This window comes from Pseudomonas mosselii (assembly GCF_019823065.1).
GTDB classification, from domain to species: domain Bacteria; phylum Pseudomonadota; class Gammaproteobacteria; order Pseudomonadales; family Pseudomonadaceae; genus Aquipseudomonas; species Aquipseudomonas mosselii.
The window spans coordinates 2,511,259-2,528,003 of the sequence record NZ_CP081966.1 but is presented as its reverse complement, the minus strand read 5'-3'; the positions used below and the strand labels follow the sequence as shown (position 1 = coordinate 2,528,003).

Below are 16,745 nucleotides of genomic sequence, written 5' to 3'. Positions count from 1 at the left end.
CTGTGCCGTTTTGGATGATTCGAAATACTGCTCGATTTGCTCGAAGCATCCTTGGATGACCTGGACCAAATGCGGATCAAAATGCTGCCCTGACTGCTCCAGGAGGAAGGCTTGGGCGCGTTGCGCGCTCTACCTGGGTTTGTAGGGATGGGGCATGCACAAGGCGTCATACACATTGCACAGCACCACGATGCGCGCTTCAAGAGGGATGGGTGCACGGGGTGGCCCGTTGGCCTACGTAGGCGGCGCAAGGTTTGAGGATGTCGCCCTGCCGCTTGGCGCGCTGCAAACCGGCCTGCTACTGATGCCGATATGGGTCTTGGCCATGCCACTGCTCGCGCGCCTCGCGGCGCGGCGCTGACCTGCGGCATCGCTCTGAACAGTAGCGCACTTGGTCCCAACAGCGGGCCCAGCGCTTGCGCCAGTTGAACGGCCGATCACATGCCACGCAGACCTTGCTGGGCAAAAGACTCTTTTTCATAACGGCTGCTGCGCATCAAGCTGCGCTAACAGTGCTTGGCCACGCTGCCACACGGCATCGCGCCGACTAGCAGTCATGCCATCAAGGCTGCGATAAACCAGAGCCAAGCGCGGGTTCGGCGACAGCAGGGGGCGATGGCGGATGAGGAAATGCCAGTACAGGGCATTGAACGGGCAGCCGTCGTCCTCGATCACATGATTCACCTTGTAACTGCACGCCTGGCAATGATCGGACATGCGCTGGATGTAACGACCACTGGCGCAGTATGGCTTGGACCCCAGGTAGCCGCCGTCGGCGTGCATCACCATGCCAAGCGTGTTGGGCAGCTCGACCCAGTCGAAGGCATCCATATATACCGCCAGGTACCACTCGCAAATCGCGGTAGGCACGATACCCGCCAGCAAGGCGAAGTTACCGGTCACCATCAACCGCTGGATATGGTGCGCGTAGCCCAACCGCAGGGTCTGCCCGATGGCTTGCTCCATGCAGCGCATGCGGGTGCGCCCGGTCCAATAGAATTCAGGTAACGCTCGGTCGTTGCCCAGGTGATTGAGCCCGGCATACTCAGGCATGCGCAGCCAATAGATACCGCGCACATACTCGCGCCAGCCGATCAACTGGCGAATGAAGCCTTCAGCTGCATTAAGCGGCACCCGCCCCTCGCGCCAGGCCTTGTCGACCTCTTCACACACACATCGCACATCCAGAAGCCCGATGTTGAGCGCCGCACTGATGCGCGCATGGAACAGGTACGGCTCGCCCTCGGCCATCGCGTCCTGGTAGTCGCCGAAAGCCGCCAGGCCAAAATCCAGAAAGTGCTGCCACAGCTGCTTTGCCTCGGCATGGGTCACGGGGTAGTCAAAGCCGTCGACGTCCCCGTAGTGGTCGCTGAAGCGCCGTCGTACCAAGGCGACCACCGCTGCTGTGATCCCGTCCTGCGCGAAATGCGCAGCGAACGGCCCACGCAACTGGCGAGGCAGGGGCTTGCGGTTGTCACCATCAAAATTCCAGGCCCCACCTGCCGGGCTGCCGTCGGGCTGCATAAGCAGGCCGCTTCGCTTGCGCATGCCCCGGTAGAAGTGCTCCATACGCAGCTGACGACGCTCGTGGGCCCAGCGCGCAAAGGCTTCGCGGGAGCACAGAAAACGCGTGTCGCGATGCCACACGAGGGGCAATCCGGCATCACGCAGAGCCTGCTCCAGGCGCCATTCCCCGCACTCGGTCAGGTGAATTTGCGTGGCGCCCAGGGCTTCTTGCCAGCGATGCAACTCGCTAACGATGCTGCCGCTGTTGCCGTCAGCATCAAGCTCGACATAATGCACCTGCCAACCCCGCTCACGCAGGGTCTGGGCAAAGTGCCGCATGGCGCTGAAGATGAGCACGATCTTGAGCGGATGATGCGGCACATAGCGAGCCTCACCCTCCACTTCCGCCATCAGAACAGCATCGCGGGCGGGGTCAAGGGCAGCGAGGCTCGCCAGGTCGAACGACAGCTGGTCACCCAGCACAAGGCCCAGGCGCATCGTTCTGGCTACCATTGGCTGGTGAGCGTGACCGGTACGCGAAGCGGCGCAATGGGGCCGTCACGTTGCCCGCACATCTCATCATGCACCACCTGCTGTACCAGCATGCAAGGCACGGGTGGCAGGTCGGCCAACAGCTGCCGCAGCTCGGTAGTGGAACGCACGCGAACGGGCTGCCCATGGGCATCGCTCAATGTCACGGGGCCGGCGTCGGTCAAGGCGCGCAGAAGGTAGAAGCCACCCTCCAGCGACAACAGTTCAAGCTCCTTTGCTGCGCCGGTCGAGACCAGCTGGGTAAGCGCTATCAGGTTCATTGTGTGCCCTCTGGCTGGCGGCGGAAAAACAGGGTGATCTGGCCGATTTCGACGCCCAGCTTGCTCATGCTTGAACGGTTGATCAGGGTGTCGTCATCCATGAGATACATCCAGTCGTCCAGGTCTACCTGCCAGTGCCGCCCGTCAACTGGCAGGCCCAGCTGGTAACGCCATCGCAACGCGTTACCCGCCACTTCACCGCGCGCCTCGCCGATCACATCTCCTGCTGTTCCGCGCCAGCGACCAGGGCCGTCTGGCACCAGTGTCCAGGTACGCTGCTGGCGCGTGCCATCGCTATAGAGAAAATGTTCGTCGAGGATCAGCCGCTCACCTTCGCGGCGGCTGTCGATACGCACATGGAAGCGCTTGACCACTTCCCCGGAACGCTTCTGGAACATCCCCCAGGCCTGCACCGGTCGCGAGAAGAATGCAGCCAGGTCGAGTTTCGGTTGCTCCTGGGCATAGTGCTCGACAACGACATTGCGGCAGCTGCCCAGAAGCACGCAGGAAACCAGCAACAGTACTTTGTACATGTTCATGTTCCTCAGTCGTTGCTAGCCAGCCCAAGCAGGCGCAGTTGCGGGCCCCTGGAGCGTGGGTCTAGCCAGATGGAGAAGAAACTCACCACTCCCGAGCCGTTGCGCACCAGCCAGCTCGGCCCTCCAGCTCGCGCCCGCCGAGAAGATAACCAGTAACAGACAAAGGCAAGTCCAACGAGTACGGTGCGCCATAATGACCTCGATCGCACGCAAATACTGTACAACAATAGCATCTTGTACAATTATTCGTTGCAACCGTATAGATTTTTATGGACAGCGCCAGACCTCGATCAGGTCACTAGCAATATCGCCAAGTCCGCAATATCGACAGGCACGAATGCCAAAGTCAGCAACGCATAGCCCTCACGCAAACTTGCTGCAAACACACAAAGCGTGATTATGAGCACGCCAAAGGCGCCCCAAAGTGCCCAGGCGAAACGCCGAACGGCGAGGTAGTCGCACACGCAACGGTTCGGCCGCTGTTTGTTCAAACTGCTGTATAGCTGGGATTGACAACGCCGGCTGGCCAGGCGACTGCTACGCGAAAGCCTGCTCGTTGCCATGAGCATCAGTGGCCTGGTCATTGCGCGCAGTGGTGTCGTACTGGCCTGGCGACGTCTGCACGGAGTGTTCAGGCAACCGTTACGCTGATTGCGTGCTTGGCGAACAGCGTTGTAGTGTTTACACCACAGCGCTTTTTGCTGCCCTGAAGGATTGATCATGCTCTACATCGTCATGCTCGGCGGTCGTCACCCTCGAGCCCACATCGAAGTCCACGATGTGGTCTTCGCCCAGGCCGATACCCTGGAACAGCTCTATCCGCAATTGCGCGAAGCCTGGTTCGGCAGCGCGGAAGGCCTGCACATCGACTCCTGGCTGGAAGTTGCCGGTGTCGATGGTTATCGCGTCGAACTGAGCCAGGTGGCTCCGGGCCCCGACACCATGCGCCTGTTCTTCCTGAACCTGGGCGGCTATGAACGGCAGGTATTCGGTGAAGCGCATCGCTACCTGCTGGTGGCGGCCACCGACAAGGCCGAGGCCAAGCGCCTGGGCAAGCAACGAATGGCATCTGATTGGTTCAAGCCGCATACCGACGCTGTGCTCGACGTCGACGATTGCCTGCCGGTCGATCTGGTGGCGGGACGCTATGTGCATCTGGTCAAGGGCGAGCATGGAGGTATCCGCCAGTTCAGTGACTACATCCTGCTCTGAAGACCGGCTTCACCGCCATGCCGGCGCGAGGCCTGTGCATGGACTGCACCGCCGAGGACTACCAGGCAGTGATCGACTACATGTCCAAGTGATGCGGCCAGCAAGTTGCGCAACAGCCAGGTGGGAGGCTGCCTGCTCAATACGTGATCAGTCTGCACGGGCCCTCCTCGTCCGATGAACCTGTCCACTCCACGGGTGACGAAGAAGGCGCGACAAAATTCACCCCGCCGCCCCCTGATACGCGCCAATCAACTGTCTGCCCAGGGCACTGACCAGCGCATCGTCGGTGCCATCCATGAAGTGGGTGGCGTGGGCATGCCGGTAAATCCCAGAGCGTGGCTGGACCTCGGCCGTGCTGGCCATTGCCAAGGCTCAGGCCGGGCTGAGCTCGGCGAGGTTGCAATACTGCCCCTTGAAGTACAGCAATGGCTGGGCAGCCGCCGCTTCCTGCAAGTTCAGCGCTTTCACCTCGCCAATCACGATCAGATGGTCACCGGCGGCGTGTTCGGCGTGAATCTCGCAATCGAGCCAATGCAGGCTGCCTGCGATGATTGGGTTGCCCAGCGGCGAGGCCTGCCAGTCGACGCCCTGCCACTTGTCCGTGCCGCGCCGTGCGAACTGGTTGGAAATCCCGACCTGCTCACCCGACAGAATATTGACCGCGAAGCGGCCGGCTTTGCGAATCCCGGGGTAGCTGGCCGAATTGGACATGACGCTGAATGACACCAGCGGCGGGTTCATCGACACGCTGTAGAACGACTGGCAGGTAAAGCCGAGCGGCTCGCCATCACAGTGCGAGGTGATCACCGTGATGCCGGAGGCGTAGTGCCCGAGCGCTTCGCGAAAGCGCAGAGGCTCGATGGCAGTACTGAAGAGCGACATAGTAGATCCTGGATATGGGGTGCGACCCGTCAGCAATAGGAAAGGGCCGAAGCTGCGCGCCCCGCCCCTTCCACCTCGCGCTCAGCCTTACTTCGCGAGCTCTCGTCGCACGACCTCTGCACCTGCGCTCAAGGCATTCAACTTGCCGCGTGCCACGGCACGCGGCAACGGCGCCATGCCGCAGTTGGTGCACGGGTAGAGCTTGTCGGCATCCACGAACTGAAGCGCTTTACGCAGGGTATTGGCCACTTCCTCCGGGGTTTCGATGGCGTGGTTGGCCACGTCGATGGCTCCAACCATCACCTTCTTGCCGCGGATCAGATCGATCAGCTCCATCGGAACGTGGGAGTTGTGGCACTCCAGCGAGACGATATCGATCTTGGATTTCTGCAGTTTGGGGAACGCCTCCTCATACTGGCGCCACTCCGAACCCAGGGTCTTCTTCCAGTCGGTATTGGCCTTGATGCCATAGCCATAGCAGATGTGCACGGCCGTTTCGCACTTGAGGCCTTCGATGGCCCGCTCCAGGGTGGCAACGCCCCAGTCGTTCACCTCGTCGAAGAACACGTTGAAGGCCGGTTCGTCGAACTGGATGATGTCAACGCCGGCAGCCTCAAGCTCGCGGGCTTCCTCGTTGAGGATCTTGGCGAATTCCCAGGCCAGCTTTTCGCGGCTTTTATAGTGCGCGTCATACAGCGTATCGATCATCGTCATGGGGCCTGGCAGCGCCCATTTGATCGGCTGCGAGGTTTGCTGACGCAGGAACTTGGCATCTTCGACGAACACCGGCTTACGGCGCGCAACGGCACCCACTACGGTCGGCACGCTGGCATCGTAGCGATCACGAATACGCACGGTTTCGCGCTTCTCGAAATCAACGCCGTCGAGGTGTTCGATGAAGGTGGTGACGAAGTGCTGGCGAGTTTGCTCACCGTCGCTGACGATGTCGATACCGGCATGTTGCTGTTCTTGCAGCGACAGACGCAACGCATCCTGCTTGCCCTCGATCAGCGCCTCGTCTTGCAGCTTCCAGGGCGACCAGAGGGTTTCCGGCTGTGCCAGCCAGGACGGTTTGGGCAGGCTGCCGGCAGTCGAAGTGGGGAGTAGTTTTTTCATGACCCAAGGCCTTGTGTATTCGATCGATCAAACAGCGTAATGAGCGGACCATTGCTGCAGCACAGCGTGGTACGGCTTGATAAATTGTTCTTCGGCAAACTTGCCTTGCTCTATGGCCAGACGGCTGCGCTCTTCGCGGTCGTAGACAATTCGAGTCAACGAGTAGTCCTGGTGCTTCAGGCTGGGCTGATAGGACTTGCCTGCCGCCGAGTTCGCGTTGTAGATCTCGGGGCGGTAGATCTTCTGGAAGGTGTCCATCGTGCTGATGGTGCTGATCAATTCCAGGTTGGTGTAATCACCCAGCAAGTCGCCGGCAAAATAGAACGCCAACGGCGCGACGCTGTTCGGCGGCATGAAGTAGCGCACCTTCAGGCCCATCTTGGCGAAGTACTCATCGGTCAATGAGTACTCATCCTGCTGGTATTCATAACCCAGGACCGGGTGCTGATTTTCAGTGCGATGGTAGGTCTTGCTGCTCGAAACGCTCAGGCAGATGACCGGCAGTTTGTTGAAATGCTCCCTGAAAGTGCTCGAGTTCACGAAGCACTTGAACAGTTTCCCGTGCAGTTCGCCAAATGCCTGCGGCGTGCTGAAGCCGGACTGCCCCTTGTTGTGGTCCAGCAACAGCACGCTGAAGTCATAGTCCCGCACGTACGAGGAGAAATTGTTCCCGACAATGCCTTCGATGCGCTCGTGGGTCTTGTGATCGACAATGCTGGTTTTCAGGATTTCAATCAACGGCAAGGCATCGCCCGTCTGTTCATCCGCGATCTTCATCTCGACGGAAACGATATCGAGCTCTACCGAATAACGGTCACCCTTGGGGTTGTCCCAATGCGCCAGGGCATTGAAGCGATTGTCGATCATCGCCAGCGTGTTACGCAGGTTTTGCTGACGGCTCTCGCCCCTGGCCAGGTTGGCAAAGTTGGTGGTGATGCGCGTGTTGTCCGCAGGTCGATAGTCTTCGTCGAAACGAATACTACTAATCGCGAAGGTAAATTCTTTATTCATTGTGACCCGGTACCCTCATTCCCGAAGTAGATCCTGAAAAGTCTTCCGGCTTGCCCGGCTTCGAAGGAAAAATTCAATGGGGGGATTGTCAGCAGATGAACACCTTGAGGAAAGCTCATTTATTTTAAGCTGATCTTTAGTTTTCCTCATAATCGTTCTAAGACACCTGCTCACGATCGACGCTGCCTGCGCTGGAATGCGGCCTCTGAAAACGCGTATGCTCGCGGGCTTGAGAGAAAATGTCGGCGATGACGATCAACTGAAAACGGTAGCCGAGGACATTTTCGATGGCCTGCTGGCGGCGTTCGCAAGTGAGGAAGCTCAAAATGGTTGATACTCCCTCCGCTGTGAGCACACAGCCACCTTCGCAAGACACCCGGCAGCCGGTCAGTTTGTATGAAGCCTTCCTGTTCTGGCTCAAGTTGGGATTCATCAGTTTCGGCGGGCCCGCCGGGCAGATCTCGATCATGCATCAGGAGCTGGTCGAGCGCCGGCGCTGGATCAGCGAGAAGCGGTTCTTGCATGCGCTGAATTACTGCATGTTGTTGCCCGGCCCTGAGGCTCAGCAGCTGGCCACCTACATCGGCTGGCTCATGCACCGCTCCTGGGGCGGGGTGATTGCCGGCGCGTTGTTCGTATTGCCTTCACTGTTCATCCTGATCGGTCTGTCCTGGGTCTATATCGCCTTCGGTGAGGTCCCGGTAGTGGCAGGGATCTTCTATGGCATCAAGCCGGCGGTCACGGCAATCGTCGTCCACGCAGCCCACCGGATCGGTTCGCGCGCGTTGAAGCATGGCTGGTTATGGGCCATGGCCGGCGCCTCGTTCGTTGCCATCTTCGCCCTCAACGTGCCGTTCCCGCTGATCGTGCTGGTGGCCGCGATCATCGGTTATGTGGGAGGCCGCCTTGCCCCAGCCCAGTTCGTGATCGGTGGCGGTCACGGAACCGCAAAGCATAACCATGGCCCGGCACTGATCGATGACGACACCCCGGCTCCCACGCACGCCCGATTCGGTTGGGGGCACCTGTTGCGCCTGCTTGTGGTCGGTGCCGCACTCTGGGTCCTGCCCATGGGGCTGCTGACGCTGTCGTTTGGCTGGGGCGCAACCCTGCCACAGATGGGCTGGTTCTTCACCAAGGCCGCACTGCTGACCTTTGGTGGTGCCTACGCGGTGCTGCCCTATGTCTACCAGGGCGCTGTCGGACACTACGGCTGGCTGACGCCGACCCAGATGATCGATGGCCTCGCCTTGGGAGAAACGACGCCGGGACCACTGATCATGGTGGTCGCCTTTGTCGGTTTCGTTGGGGGCTACGTGCATCCCATGTTCGGTACCGAGCACCCGTTTCTTGCCGGTGCGGTCGCGGCGAGCCTGGTCACCTGGTTCACGTTCCTGCCATCATTCCTCTTCATCCTCGCCGGTGGCCCGTTGGTGGAGTCGACGCACAACGAGATGAAGTTCACCGCACCGCTGACCGGCATCACCGCGGCGGTCGTGGGCGTGATCCTGAACCTGGCCCTGTTCTTTGGCTACCACGTGCTTTGGCCAAAGGGTTTCAGTGGGGCATTCGACTGGCCCTCAGCGGTGATCGCGTTTGCTGCGGCAGTCGCCTTGTTCCGCTTCAAGCGGGGGGTGATTCAGGTGCTGTTTGCCTGCGCCGTGGCCGGGCTGGCTGTTCATCTGCTGCGGGCTTGATTCATGCTATTGCTCGGGAGGAAGCGCTCGCCCCCTCGCGGTCATCGCGGACCACCGCCCCCTTGAGCCCCCCTTCACATCTCGACCTGGGTCCCCAGCTCGATCACCCTGTTCAGCGGCAGCTTGAAATACCGCAAGTTGCTGTTGGCGTTCTTCAACAAGAAGGCGAACAAGTGCTCGCGCCACTTGGCCATGCCGATTCGCTTGGTCGGCACCACGGTTTCCCGGCTCAGGAAGTAGGTGGTGCGCATGGGGCTGAAGTCCAGCTCGGCCGTGCTGCTATGGCTGAGCGCCAGGGGCACGTCAGGCTCCTCCATGAAGCCGAAGTGCAGGTTGACCCTGAAGAAGCCCTGGCCGAAGGCCTCGACCTCGAAGCGTTTGTCCTGCGTCACCCGCGGCGAATCCTCCGACACCACCGTCAGCAGCACCACCTGCTCGTGCAGCACCTGGTTGTGCAGCAGGTTGTGCAACAGCGCGTGAGGCACCGCATCGGAGCGGGCGGTGAGAAATACCGCCGTGCCCTGCACGCGATGAGGCGGCTGCGCCTGCACACTGGCGATGAACAAGGGCAGCGGCAAGGCAGTTTCATCCAGGCGTTCGACGATGATGCTGCGCCCGCGCTTCCAGGTGGTCATCAGCACGAACAGCGCCAGGCCGGCGATCACCGGGAAGGCGCCGCCCTGCAGGATCTTCGGCGCGTTGGCGGCGAAGTACAGGCCGTCCACCAGCAGGAAGCCCAGCAGCAAGGGAATGGCCAGCCAGCGCGGGGCCTTCCATAGCAACAGCACCACCGCCGAGGCCAGCAGCGTGGTGATCAGCATGGTGCCGGTCACCGCGACGCCATAGGCCGCAGCCAGGGCGCTGGACGACTCGAAACCGACCACCAGCAACACCACGCCGACCATCAGCGCCCAGTTGACCATGCCAATATAGATCTGGCCCTGCTCTTCGCTGGAGGTGTGCTGGATGAACATGCGCGGCACATAGCCCAGCTGGATGGCCTGGCGGGTCAGCGAGAAAGCGCCGGAGATCACCGCCTGTGAGGCAATGATGGTGGCCAGGGTGGCCAGCGCGACCATCGGCAGCAGCGCCCACTCCGGGGCCAGCAGGTAGAACGGGTTGCGCACCGCCGCCGGGTTGTCGAGGATCAGCGCGCCCTGGCCGAAATAGTTCAGCACCAGACCCGGCAACACCAGGATGAACCAGGCGCGGGAAATCGGCTTGCGGCCGAAGTGTCCCATGTCGGCGTAGAGCGCCTCGGCACCGGTCAAGGCCAGCACCACGGCGCCCAGGATCGCCACGCCGATGCCCGGATGAGCCACGAAGAAGTGCGCCGCCCAGGACGGGTTCAGCGCCTGCAGCACCTCGGGCCGCTGCACGATGCCATGGATGCCGAGCGCCCCCAGCACCACGAACCACAGCACCATCACCGGCCCGAACAGGATGCCGATGCGCGCCGTGCCGTGCTTCTGGATGATGAACAGCCCGACCAGGACCACCACCGCCAGGGGCACTACCCAGTGCTCGATGCCATCGATGCCCAGTTGCAGGCCTTCCACCGCCGACAGCACGGAGATCGCCGGGGTGATCATGCTGTCGCCGTAGAACAGCGCTGCGCCGAACAGCCCCAGCAGCACCAGCACCTTGCTCAGCCGCGGATAAGGACGTGCCGCCCGCCTGGCCAGCGCGGTCAGCGCCATGATCCCGCCCTCGCCCTGGTTGCTGGCGCGCAGGATGAACAGGACGTATTTCACCGACACCACCCAGATCAGCGACCAGAACACCAGCGACAGGATGCCCAGCACTCCCTCGAGGTTGGCCTGCACGCCGAAATGGCCGGAGAACACCTCCTTGAGTGTGTACAGGGGACTGGTGCCGATGTCGCCATAGACGACCCCGACGGCGGCGACCAGCAGGCCGACGCCTGTGCTCTTGTTGGCGTGGGACGGGTTTTCAACGATTGCGGATTGGCTCACAGGTAACGTCTCGTCAGTATTGCGTAAACACTGAATGCGGGCAGGCAGGCGGGGGACAGAAAAAGCCGCGCCAGTATCTTCTCAACCTGCAAAGGCCGGCATAAAGAAAGCGTAAAAAAACGCCATTGCCCGATGAGCGCTCGACCTCGGAGGAAGAGCGCTGGCCACCTTGCGCGCTGTCGGCCAAGGCTCTTTTTTTCGTCTGGGTGCATCCAAATCGCGTGCTGGTGGGTAATCACCTCAGGGCAACACCTGAATGCCCTGCCATGTCCCTACCAGGAGATCGCTCGATGAACATCGCACACGTTTCGTTCCTGCCCGCCTGCGGCCTCGCCCTGGCCATGCTGCTGTCGACCGCCCACGCCCAGACTGGGGTCCCCGATGCCGTCAAGGTGCCGGACGGCCACAAGGTAGCGCTGGAAACCGTCGGTGTCGGCGAGATCACCTACGAATGCCGCGACAAGCCCGATGCCCCTGGCCAAACCGAATGGACCTTCGTCGGCCCGAAGGCCGTGCTCAAGGACCGGACCGGCAAGGCCGTGGGGGACTACTTCGGCCCGCCCGCCACCTGGCAGGCCAAGGACGGCTCGAAGATCACCGGCACGCAGCTGGCCATTGCCCCGGCGGCCAAGGGTGACCTGCCGTACCAACTGGTCAAGGCCAATCCCGCCGAGGGCAAGGGCGCCATGAGCGGCGTCAGCTTCGTCCAGCGCCTGGCCACCCGTGGCGGTGTCGCCCCGCAGACCGCCTGCACGGCGCAGAACAAGGGCGAGAAGCAGATCGTCAAGTACCAGGCCGACTACATCTTCTGGGCCGCCAACTGAGGGCCTGTGCGCAAGGCGCGCCAGCACCCTTGAGCTACGCTCATCGACAGTCCCCGGCCGACCGGCCGGGGCTCCCGATAGCATGAGGATCGGCCCGACCTTGAACCTGCCCACGACGCCATTCGACTACGAGCGCTGTCTCCAGGCCTGTGCCAGGGGCGATCGCGGCGCCCTGCAGGCGCTTTACGACCAGGAGGGTGCCCGGCTGCTCGGCGTGGCCCGGCGCATCGCCCGCGACCACGCCACCGCCGAGGACATCGTCCATGACGCCTTCATCCGCATCTGGACCCGCGCGGACAGCTTCGATCCGGCACGTGGCTCGGCGCGTGGCTGGGTGTACAGCCTGACCCGGCACCTGGCCTTGAACTTCGTGCGCGATACCCGCCGTGAGGTCGTGCTCGACGATGCCGATATCGCGCCTTATCACGAAGACATGATCATGCAAGCCGATTCGCCGAGGATTGACCGCTGCCTCGACCAGCTCGACACCGCGCCGCGCCGCTGCATCCTGCATGCCTACGTCGACGGCTGCAGCCATGCCGAGATCGCCCGCTTGCTCGACACCCCGCTGGGCACGGTCAAGTCGTGGATAAAACGCAGCCTCAAGGCGCTGCGGGAGTGCATGGGATGAACAACGAGCCGGGTAGCAAAAGCACCGATGATCTCGAGCAACTGGCCGGCGAGTATGTGCTGGGCACGTTGTCGGCCGAGCAGCAGGATAGCGTGCTCAGGCGCCTGGATAGCGACCGTGCACTGCGTGACGCCGTGGACGCCTGGGAGCAGCGGCTGCTGGGGTTGAACGCGCTGGCCGCGCCCCTGCCGCCCAGTCCCAGACTGTGGCAACGGATCAACCGTAGCCTGGGCGACTGCCCTGCCCAGCCCACATGGTGGCGACGCCTGGGGCTGTGGCAAGGGCTGGCCGCTGCCAGCCTTGCAGCCAGCTTGTTGCTGGGTGTTGCACTGCTGACGGTTCAGTCGCCTGCCACCACCTATATGGTCGTGCTGGTGGCACCCGCCACCCAGGCACCTGGCTGGGTAGTCCAGGCCCGTGGCCCTGACAAGGTCCAGTTGATTCCCTTGGGCAAGTCCGAGGTCCCCGGAGATAAGGTCCTGCAGTTCTGGACCAAGGGTGAACAATGGCCAGCACCCATCTCGCTCGGGCTGATCAAGCCCGGGGAGCAGGTCACCGTGCCGCTGGAGCGCCTGCCTGCGGTTGAGCCCAACCAGTTGTTCGAGCTGACCCTGGAGAATGTGGGTGGCTCTGCCAGCGGACTTCCGACCGGGCCTGTGCAGTTCATCGGACGGGCGGTCAAAGTGCTCTGAGGGGCAGGCCTTTCAAGGTGATGGGAATTGGCGTCCAGCTGGCTGGCAGTGACTAATGTGTAGCCCTTTACCAAGGGCGGTCAATACTTCCCTGTACAGGCGAGCGTGTCACTGATGACGCAAGCCGCGAGGAGGTGCGAGATGAACAAACTATCAATCGTGGGTGCCGGTATCGTCGGTGAGGCAGCGGCCCAGGTCATCGCCCGGGAAGCCCTCTGCCGTGAACTGGCGCTGATCGACGTCCAGGGCGAGCTGGCGCAGGGCAAGGCGCTGGATGTCTGGCAGGCGGCGGTGGAGTCAGGCTCTGATACCAAGGTGCACGGCGGGTCGGATGCCCGGTTGCTGCAGGGTTGCGACCTGGTGGTGATCACCGCGGGCGTGCCGCGCAAGCCTGGCCAGTCGCGCCAGGATGTCCTGGCCACCAACCTGCCGATACTCGATGGCATCATGCGCGATGTGAAACAGCATGCGCCGAGCGCGACGGTGCTGGTGGTGTCGAACCCGGTCGACGTGCTTACCTATCGGGCCTGGAGCCTCAGTGGCCTGAGCCGCAACAAGGTGTTCGGCCAGGCTGGGGTGCTGGATACCGCGCGCATGAAGTGTTTCATTGCCGAGCAGACCGGGTTTTCGGCACGGGATATCACGGCGCTGGTCCTGGGCGGGCACGGCGACAGCATGGTACCGTTGATGCGCTATTGCACGGTCGGTGCGGTGCCGCTGGCGCACTTGCTGTCCAGTGAGCAGATCGAGCAGATCGTTGAGCGTACCCGCAAAGGTGGCGGCGAGATCCTTGCCCTGAAGAAGGTCGGCAGCGCCTGCGATGCGCCGGGCGTGGCGATTGCGCAAATGGTGGATGCGATTGCCAACGGGCGCAGCCGCATCCTGCCGGCGGTCGCGATTCTAGAGGGCGAGTACGGGCGCACGGATATTGCCATGGGGGTTCCCTGCGTGCTCTCGGACGCAGGTATCACGCAGGTGATCGAACTGCCGCTGGATGCGCAGGAGCAGGCGATGTTCGACCGTTCTGCGGATCAAGTGGCGCGGGATATTGCGCAGATGAAAGCGCTGTAGGGAGCCGTTACAGGTCCAGGGCGCCCCTGAGCAGAGCATCGAGCACGCCGGGCGCCTGCGGATCGCGCTCATCCAGCAGACACATCGGAATCCCCTGCAACACCTCCTGCGAAGCGCCCAACCCCTCCCCCACCAAGGCCAGCGGGCAAGGGATCTCCATCTGCAACGAACGCAGCCGTTTCGCCAAGGCCGCGCTTACCGGCCCCTGCACCGCGACCACCAGCACCGCGGGCTGGATTGCTCCGCACACCAACGCCAGCTCCTCAAGCGGCTGGCCACACCCCAGCACTTCAATGCGTTGCCTTCGATCGCTCAGCAGCAGGCCGGCACACAGCAACTGCAGGTCAGCCAGGCCCTCGGCGCCGGCCAGCAGCACCCGTGGCGCATCGGCCTGGTTCATGTGCAGGCGCAGTAGTAGACGGGCGCGCAGGAAGGTGTCCAGGAACAGCCACTGGCTGCGCTCGCCGAAAGCCTCGCCCTCGGCCAGCTCACGCCACACCGGCATGAACACCTCATGCATCACCGTGGCCTTGGGTAGCAGCGTGAACAGCTGCCCATGAATGCCTTCCAGCGCCTGCGCGTCGAATGCCTTGGTTGCCCGAACAACGGCCAGGCGCCAATCGTGAAAGGCATCGTCCTGCGTGGGGGGCGCTTCGGGCTGGCCGGCGAGCAGCCCGCCGACCTTGCTGATGGGCACGCCGTTGCCGGTCCAGCGCAGGATGTCGCGAATGCGCTGGACATCCCGGGCCGTGTAGAGCCGGTGGCCGCCTTCGGTGCGCTGTGGGCTGATCAGGCCATGGCGGCGCTCCCAGGCCCGCAATGTCACGGGGTTGATGCCGGTCAGGCTGACCACGTCGCGCATGGGCAGCAAGTCGAAGGAAGGGGTGTCGGTCATGGCCAGGGTTCAAATGGATGTGAGCACATTCTAAACCCATGGGCACCTGTTGCGGCGAGCCTGCTTGGGTCATCATGGTCGGCAAACGCGCCCGAGGCTCTCGCACGGTAGCTACGCTGCGCATTTGCATCCACGTTCCGACAGGTGAGCACCATGATCAACGCGAAACTCCTGCAACTGATGGTCGAACAGTCCAACGATGGCATCGTCGTCGCCGAGCAGGAGGGCAACGACAGCATTCTCATCTACGTCAACCCGGCGTTTGAACGGCTCACCGGCTATACCACGGACGATATCCTCTACCAGGACTGCCGGTTTCTCCAGGGCGCCGACCATGACCAGCCGAGCGTCGCCGCCATCGCGCAGGCGATCCGCGCCGGTCGCCCATGCCGCCAGGTGCTGCGCAACTACCGCAAGGATGGCAGCCCGTTCTGGAACGAGCTGTCGATCACCCCGGTACGCAATGAAGCCGACCAGCTGACCTACTACATCGGTATCCAGCGCGATGTCACCGCCCAGGTGGCCGCCGAGGAGAAAGTACGTGAACTGGAGGCGGAGGTTGCGCGCCTGCGCCAGGCGCTGGAGGCGACGGGACGCTGATTGAAAAAGCTGTACAAGACAATTGTATTTGTACAATTTTAGTCCTAGGCTTCAGTCATACCTGTACAACTCGCCATCGTTGTACAGGATTGCCCGGAGCCGCGTATGTCAGACTACCTGCTGCAGTTCGCCCATCACTTTGCCCGCTTGCAGGCAGGCAATCTTGATTCGCTGGAAAACCTGTACAGCGAAGACATCCGCTTTCGCGACCCGCTGCACCAGATCGATGGCCTGCCGGCACTGCAGGCGTACTTCGCCCAGCTCTACGCCAACGTCCACGATATCCGCTATGCCTTCACCGGCGCCGACGAGGTCCGGCCCGGAGAGGGCTACCTGCGCTGGACCCTGCACTTTAGACATCCGCGCCTCGCCAGTGGCCGTCCCATCAGTCTGCAAGGCTGCAGCCACCTGCAATGGCAGCAGCGGGTACAGGTTCACCAGGACTACTTCGACGCTGGCGCGCTGCTGTATGAACATGTCCCGGTCATGGGCGGCGCCATTCGCTGGCTCAAGGGCCGGCTGGCATGAGCCGCTACTGGCTGACCGGCGCCAGCAGTGGCATCGGCGCCGCATTGGCTGTGCAATTGCTGGAACAAGGGCACCGGGTGGCCTTGGGCGGCCGCTGCGCCGAACGCCTGGCGCCCCTGGTCGCACGCTTTCCCGAGCAGGCACTGGTGGCTCTTGGCGACATCGAAGACCGTGAACGGCTGGCATTGATCGCCGACGAACTGCAGCAGACCTGGGGCGCGCTGGACGGGGTCATCCTCAACGCCGGGACCTGCGAATATCTGGAGCCAGGTCGATTCGACCCTGACCTGGTCGAACGTGTGATGCGCATCAACCTGCTGGGCCTGTGCCATTGCCTGGCCGCCGCCCTGCCCTTGCTGCGCCGTGGCGAACGCCCGCATGTGGTGGTGATGGGCAGCTCGGTGACCTGGCTAGCCCTGCCCCGCGCCGGTGCCTATGGCGCGTCCAAGGCCGCCGTGCGTTACCTGGTCGAATCGCTGCGTATCGACCTGGCCAACGAAGGCATCGATGTCACCCTGATCAGCCCCGGCTTCGTCGACACGCCTCTGACCCGGCGTAACGACTTCCCCATGCCCCAGCGCTGGACGGCGCAACGCGCCGCCCGCCATATCGCCCGGCGCCTGCCCGGGCGGCCACTGGAAATCAACTTCCCCGCTGCGTTCACCCTGGCCCTGCGCCTGCTCGGCGCGCTGCCGCCGCGTTGGCGCCTGGCGCTGGGTCGACGCCTGGCAAGACGGCCACAGGAATAGCCCA

General features: G+C 62.5%; 20 protein-coding genes and 2 pseudogenes. 11 read left to right on the top strand and 11 right to left on the bottom strand.

All coding sequences use genetic code 11. From position 1 onward, the window contains the following. Positions 1-208 precede the first annotated feature (208 nt). Positions 209-361 (top strand): annotated as a pseudogene (locus K5H97_RS11740) (DUF2878 family protein); the annotation flags it as partial. Here K5H97_RS11740 and K5H97_RS11735 read toward each other — a convergent pair. The 5 genes from K5H97_RS11735 to K5H97_RS11715 form a co-directional block, all read right to left on the bottom strand. Further along, positions 299-481, bottom strand: coding sequence for a DUF2256 domain-containing protein (locus tag K5H97_RS11735; RefSeq protein WP_081791532.1), 183 nt, complete (start codon positions 479-481; stop codon positions 299-301). The pseudogene K5H97_RS11740 and the gene K5H97_RS11735 sit on opposite strands and share 63 nt — an antisense overlap. Further along, a complete protein-coding gene (locus tag K5H97_RS11730; protein WP_028689315.1) occupies positions 478-2,004 on the bottom strand; it encodes a cryptochrome/photolyase family protein in 1,527 nt (508 codons plus the stop codon). The genes K5H97_RS11735 and K5H97_RS11730 overlap by 4 nt, the downstream gene beginning before the upstream one ends. Positions 2,005-2,012: 8 nt before the next feature. Then, complete coding sequence (locus tag K5H97_RS11725) at positions 2,013-2,318, bottom strand: DUF6482 family protein (RefSeq protein ID WP_028689314.1); 306 nt, start codon at positions 2,316-2,318, stop codon at positions 2,013-2,015. Next, positions 2,315-2,851 carry a DUF3833 domain-containing protein gene (locus K5H97_RS11720; RefSeq protein WP_028689313.1) on the bottom strand — a complete coding sequence of 179 codons (537 nt, stop codon included), beginning with the start codon at positions 2,849-2,851 and terminating at the stop codon, positions 2,315-2,317. Before K5H97_RS11720 ends, K5H97_RS11725 begins: the two co-directional genes overlap by 4 nt. Positions 2,852-3,147: 296 nt before the next feature. Then, positions 3,148-3,579 (bottom strand): hypothetical protein, encoded by a 432-nt coding sequence (locus K5H97_RS11715; RefSeq protein WP_155952662.1) that lies wholly within the window; start codon positions 3,577-3,579, stop codon positions 3,148-3,150. On the opposite strand from K5H97_RS11715, the gene K5H97_RS11710 reads away from it, so the two are divergent. Beyond that, entirely contained in the window at positions 3,578-4,069 is a 492-nt protein-coding gene (locus tag K5H97_RS11710) for a DUF1543 domain-containing protein (protein ID WP_028689311.1), read from the top strand. The two genes, K5H97_RS11715 and K5H97_RS11710, sit on opposite strands and share 2 nt — an antisense overlap. A 5-nt stretch (positions 4,070-4,074) precedes the next feature. Further along, positions 4,075-4,161, top strand: a pseudogene (locus tag K5H97_RS29615) (c-type cytochrome); the annotation flags it as partial. A gap of 280 nt (positions 4,162-4,441) precedes the next feature. Here K5H97_RS29615 and K5H97_RS11705 read toward each other — a convergent pair. The 4 genes from K5H97_RS11705 to K5H97_RS11690 all read right to left on the bottom strand — a co-directional run bounded on the left by K5H97_RS11705 (position 4,442) and on the right by K5H97_RS11690 (position 7,403). Next, on the bottom strand, positions 4,442-4,951 hold the full coding sequence (locus K5H97_RS11705; RefSeq protein WP_028689310.1) for a flavin reductase family protein: 510 nt from the start codon (positions 4,949-4,951) through the stop codon (positions 4,442-4,444). Positions 4,952-5,038: 87 nt separating this feature from the next. After that, positions 5,039-6,067, bottom strand: coding sequence for a methionine synthase (locus K5H97_RS11700; RefSeq protein WP_028689309.1), 1,029 nt, complete (start codon positions 6,065-6,067; stop codon positions 5,039-5,041). Positions 6,068-6,094: 27 nt separating this feature from the next. Next, positions 6,095-7,078 carry a DUF1852 domain-containing protein gene (locus K5H97_RS11695; RefSeq protein ID WP_028689308.1) on the bottom strand — a complete coding sequence of 328 codons (984 nt, stop codon included), beginning with the start codon at positions 7,076-7,078 and terminating at the stop codon, positions 6,095-6,097. Between the two features lie 157 nt (positions 7,079-7,235). Continuing rightward, a complete protein-coding gene (locus K5H97_RS11690) occupies positions 7,236-7,403 on the bottom strand; it encodes a hypothetical protein (RefSeq protein WP_155952661.1) in 168 nt (55 codons plus the stop codon). 1 nt (position 7,404) lies between these two features. Between K5H97_RS11690 and chrA the strand changes: the two genes are divergently transcribed. Beyond that, positions 7,405-8,775, top strand: coding sequence for a chromate efflux transporter (gene chrA, locus K5H97_RS11685; protein ID WP_028689307.1), 1,371 nt, complete (start codon positions 7,405-7,407; stop codon positions 8,773-8,775). A gap of 74 nt (positions 8,776-8,849) precedes the next feature. Here the strand turns inward: chrA and K5H97_RS11680 are convergent, their stop codons facing one another. Beyond that, complete coding sequence (locus K5H97_RS11680) at positions 8,850-10,751, bottom strand: potassium transporter Kup (protein ID WP_028689306.1); 1,902 nt, start codon at positions 10,749-10,751, stop codon at positions 8,850-8,852. A 290-nt stretch (positions 10,752-11,041) separates the two neighbouring features. Here K5H97_RS11680 and K5H97_RS11675 point away from each other — a divergent pair, with 290 nt between their 5' ends. The 4 genes from K5H97_RS11675 to K5H97_RS11660 all read left to right on the top strand — a co-directional run bounded on the left by K5H97_RS11675 (position 11,042) and on the right by K5H97_RS11660 (position 13,969). Next, positions 11,042-11,575 (top strand): DUF3455 domain-containing protein, encoded by a 534-nt coding sequence (locus tag K5H97_RS11675; RefSeq protein WP_028689305.1) that lies wholly within the window; start codon positions 11,042-11,044, stop codon positions 11,573-11,575. A gap of 100 nt (positions 11,576-11,675) precedes the next feature. Then, the gene (locus K5H97_RS11670; protein WP_028689304.1) at positions 11,676-12,206 is read left to right on the top strand and encodes a sigma-70 family RNA polymerase sigma factor; all 531 of its coding nucleotides are present in this window, start codon (positions 11,676-11,678) and stop codon (positions 12,204-12,206) included. Beyond that, positions 12,203-12,898 (top strand): anti-sigma factor, encoded by a 696-nt coding sequence (locus K5H97_RS11665; protein ID WP_028689303.1) that lies wholly within the window; start codon positions 12,203-12,205, stop codon positions 12,896-12,898. The genes K5H97_RS11670 and K5H97_RS11665 overlap by 4 nt, the downstream gene beginning before the upstream one ends. A gap of 141 nt (positions 12,899-13,039) precedes the next feature. Then, a complete protein-coding gene (locus K5H97_RS11660; protein ID WP_028689302.1) occupies positions 13,040-13,969 on the top strand; it encodes a malate dehydrogenase in 930 nt (309 codons plus the stop codon). A 7-nt stretch (positions 13,970-13,976) separates the two neighbouring features. Here the strand turns inward: K5H97_RS11660 and K5H97_RS11655 are convergent, their stop codons facing one another. Beyond that, on the bottom strand, positions 13,977-14,864 hold the full coding sequence (locus K5H97_RS11655; protein ID WP_028689301.1) for a MerR family transcriptional regulator: 888 nt from the start codon (positions 14,862-14,864) through the stop codon (positions 13,977-13,979). A gap of 153 nt (positions 14,865-15,017) precedes the next feature. Between K5H97_RS11655 and K5H97_RS11650 the strand changes: the two genes are divergently transcribed. From K5H97_RS11650 to K5H97_RS11640, 3 genes are all read left to right on the top strand, one after another. Then, positions 15,018-15,464, top strand: coding sequence for a PAS sensor domain-containing protein (locus tag K5H97_RS11650; RefSeq protein ID WP_028689300.1), 447 nt, complete (start codon positions 15,018-15,020; stop codon positions 15,462-15,464). A gap of 105 nt (positions 15,465-15,569) precedes the next feature. After that, positions 15,570-15,992 (top strand): nuclear transport factor 2 family protein, encoded by a 423-nt coding sequence (locus K5H97_RS11645; protein WP_028689299.1) that lies wholly within the window; start codon positions 15,570-15,572, stop codon positions 15,990-15,992. Then, positions 15,989-16,741 carry an SDR family NAD(P)-dependent oxidoreductase gene (locus K5H97_RS11640; RefSeq protein WP_028689298.1) on the top strand — a complete coding sequence of 251 codons (753 nt, stop codon included), beginning with the start codon at positions 15,989-15,991 and terminating at the stop codon, positions 16,739-16,741. The genes K5H97_RS11645 and K5H97_RS11640 overlap by 4 nt, the downstream gene beginning before the upstream one ends. Positions 16,742-16,745: the final 4 nt, after the last annotated feature.

Excerpts from the sequence above, each read along its gene's own strand:
- K5H97_RS11640 (WP_028689298.1), top strand. The coding sequence starts at position 15,989 with ATGAGCCGCTACTGGCTGACCGGCGCCAGCAGTGGCATCGGCGCCGCA.
- K5H97_RS11645 (WP_028689299.1), top strand. The coding sequence starts at position 15,570 with ATGTCAGACTACCTGCTGCAGTTCGCCCATCACTTTGCCCGCTTGCAG.
- K5H97_RS11650 (WP_028689300.1), top strand. The coding sequence starts at position 15,018 with ATGATCAACGCGAAACTCCTGCAACTGATGGTCGAACAGTCCAACGAT.
- K5H97_RS11720 (WP_028689313.1), bottom strand. The coding sequence starts at position 2,851 with ATGTACAAAGTACTGTTGCTGGTTTCCTGCGTGCTTCTGGGCAGCTGC.
- K5H97_RS11655 (WP_028689301.1), bottom strand. The coding sequence starts at position 14,864 with ATGACCGACACCCCTTCCTTCGACTTGCTGCCCATGCGCGACGTGGTC.
- K5H97_RS11725 (WP_028689314.1), bottom strand. The coding sequence starts at position 2,318 with ATGAACCTGATAGCGCTTACCCAGCTGGTCTCGACCGGCGCAGCAAAG.
- chrA (WP_028689307.1), top strand. The coding sequence starts at position 7,405 with ATGGTTGATACTCCCTCCGCTGTGAGCACACAGCCACCTTCGCAAGAC.
- K5H97_RS11665 (WP_028689303.1), top strand. The coding sequence starts at position 12,203 with ATGAACAACGAGCCGGGTAGCAAAAGCACCGATGATCTCGAGCAACTG.
- K5H97_RS11675 (WP_028689305.1), top strand. The coding sequence starts at position 11,042 with ATGAACATCGCACACGTTTCGTTCCTGCCCGCCTGCGGCCTCGCCCTG.
- K5H97_RS11715 (WP_155952662.1), bottom strand. The coding sequence starts at position 3,579 with ATGATCAATCCTTCAGGGCAGCAAAAAGCGCTGTGGTGTAAACACTAC.
- K5H97_RS11735 (WP_081791532.1), bottom strand. The coding sequence starts at position 481 with ATGAAAAAGAGTCTTTTGCCCAGCAAGGTCTGCGTGGCATGTGATCGG.
- K5H97_RS11710 (WP_028689311.1), top strand. The coding sequence starts at position 3,578 with ATGCTCTACATCGTCATGCTCGGCGGTCGTCACCCTCGAGCCCACATC.
- K5H97_RS11730 (WP_028689315.1), bottom strand. The coding sequence starts at position 2,004 with ATGCGCCTGGGCCTTGTGCTGGGTGACCAGCTGTCGTTCGACCTGGCG.
- K5H97_RS11695 (WP_028689308.1), bottom strand. The coding sequence starts at position 7,078 with ATGAATAAAGAATTTACCTTCGCGATTAGTAGTATTCGTTTCGACGAA.
- K5H97_RS11660 (WP_028689302.1), top strand. The coding sequence starts at position 13,040 with ATGAACAAACTATCAATCGTGGGTGCCGGTATCGTCGGTGAGGCAGCG.
- K5H97_RS11700 (WP_028689309.1), bottom strand. The coding sequence starts at position 6,067 with ATGAAAAAACTACTCCCCACTTCGACTGCCGGCAGCCTGCCCAAACCG.
- K5H97_RS11705 (WP_028689310.1), bottom strand. The coding sequence starts at position 4,951 with ATGTCGCTCTTCAGTACTGCCATCGAGCCTCTGCGCTTTCGCGAAGCG.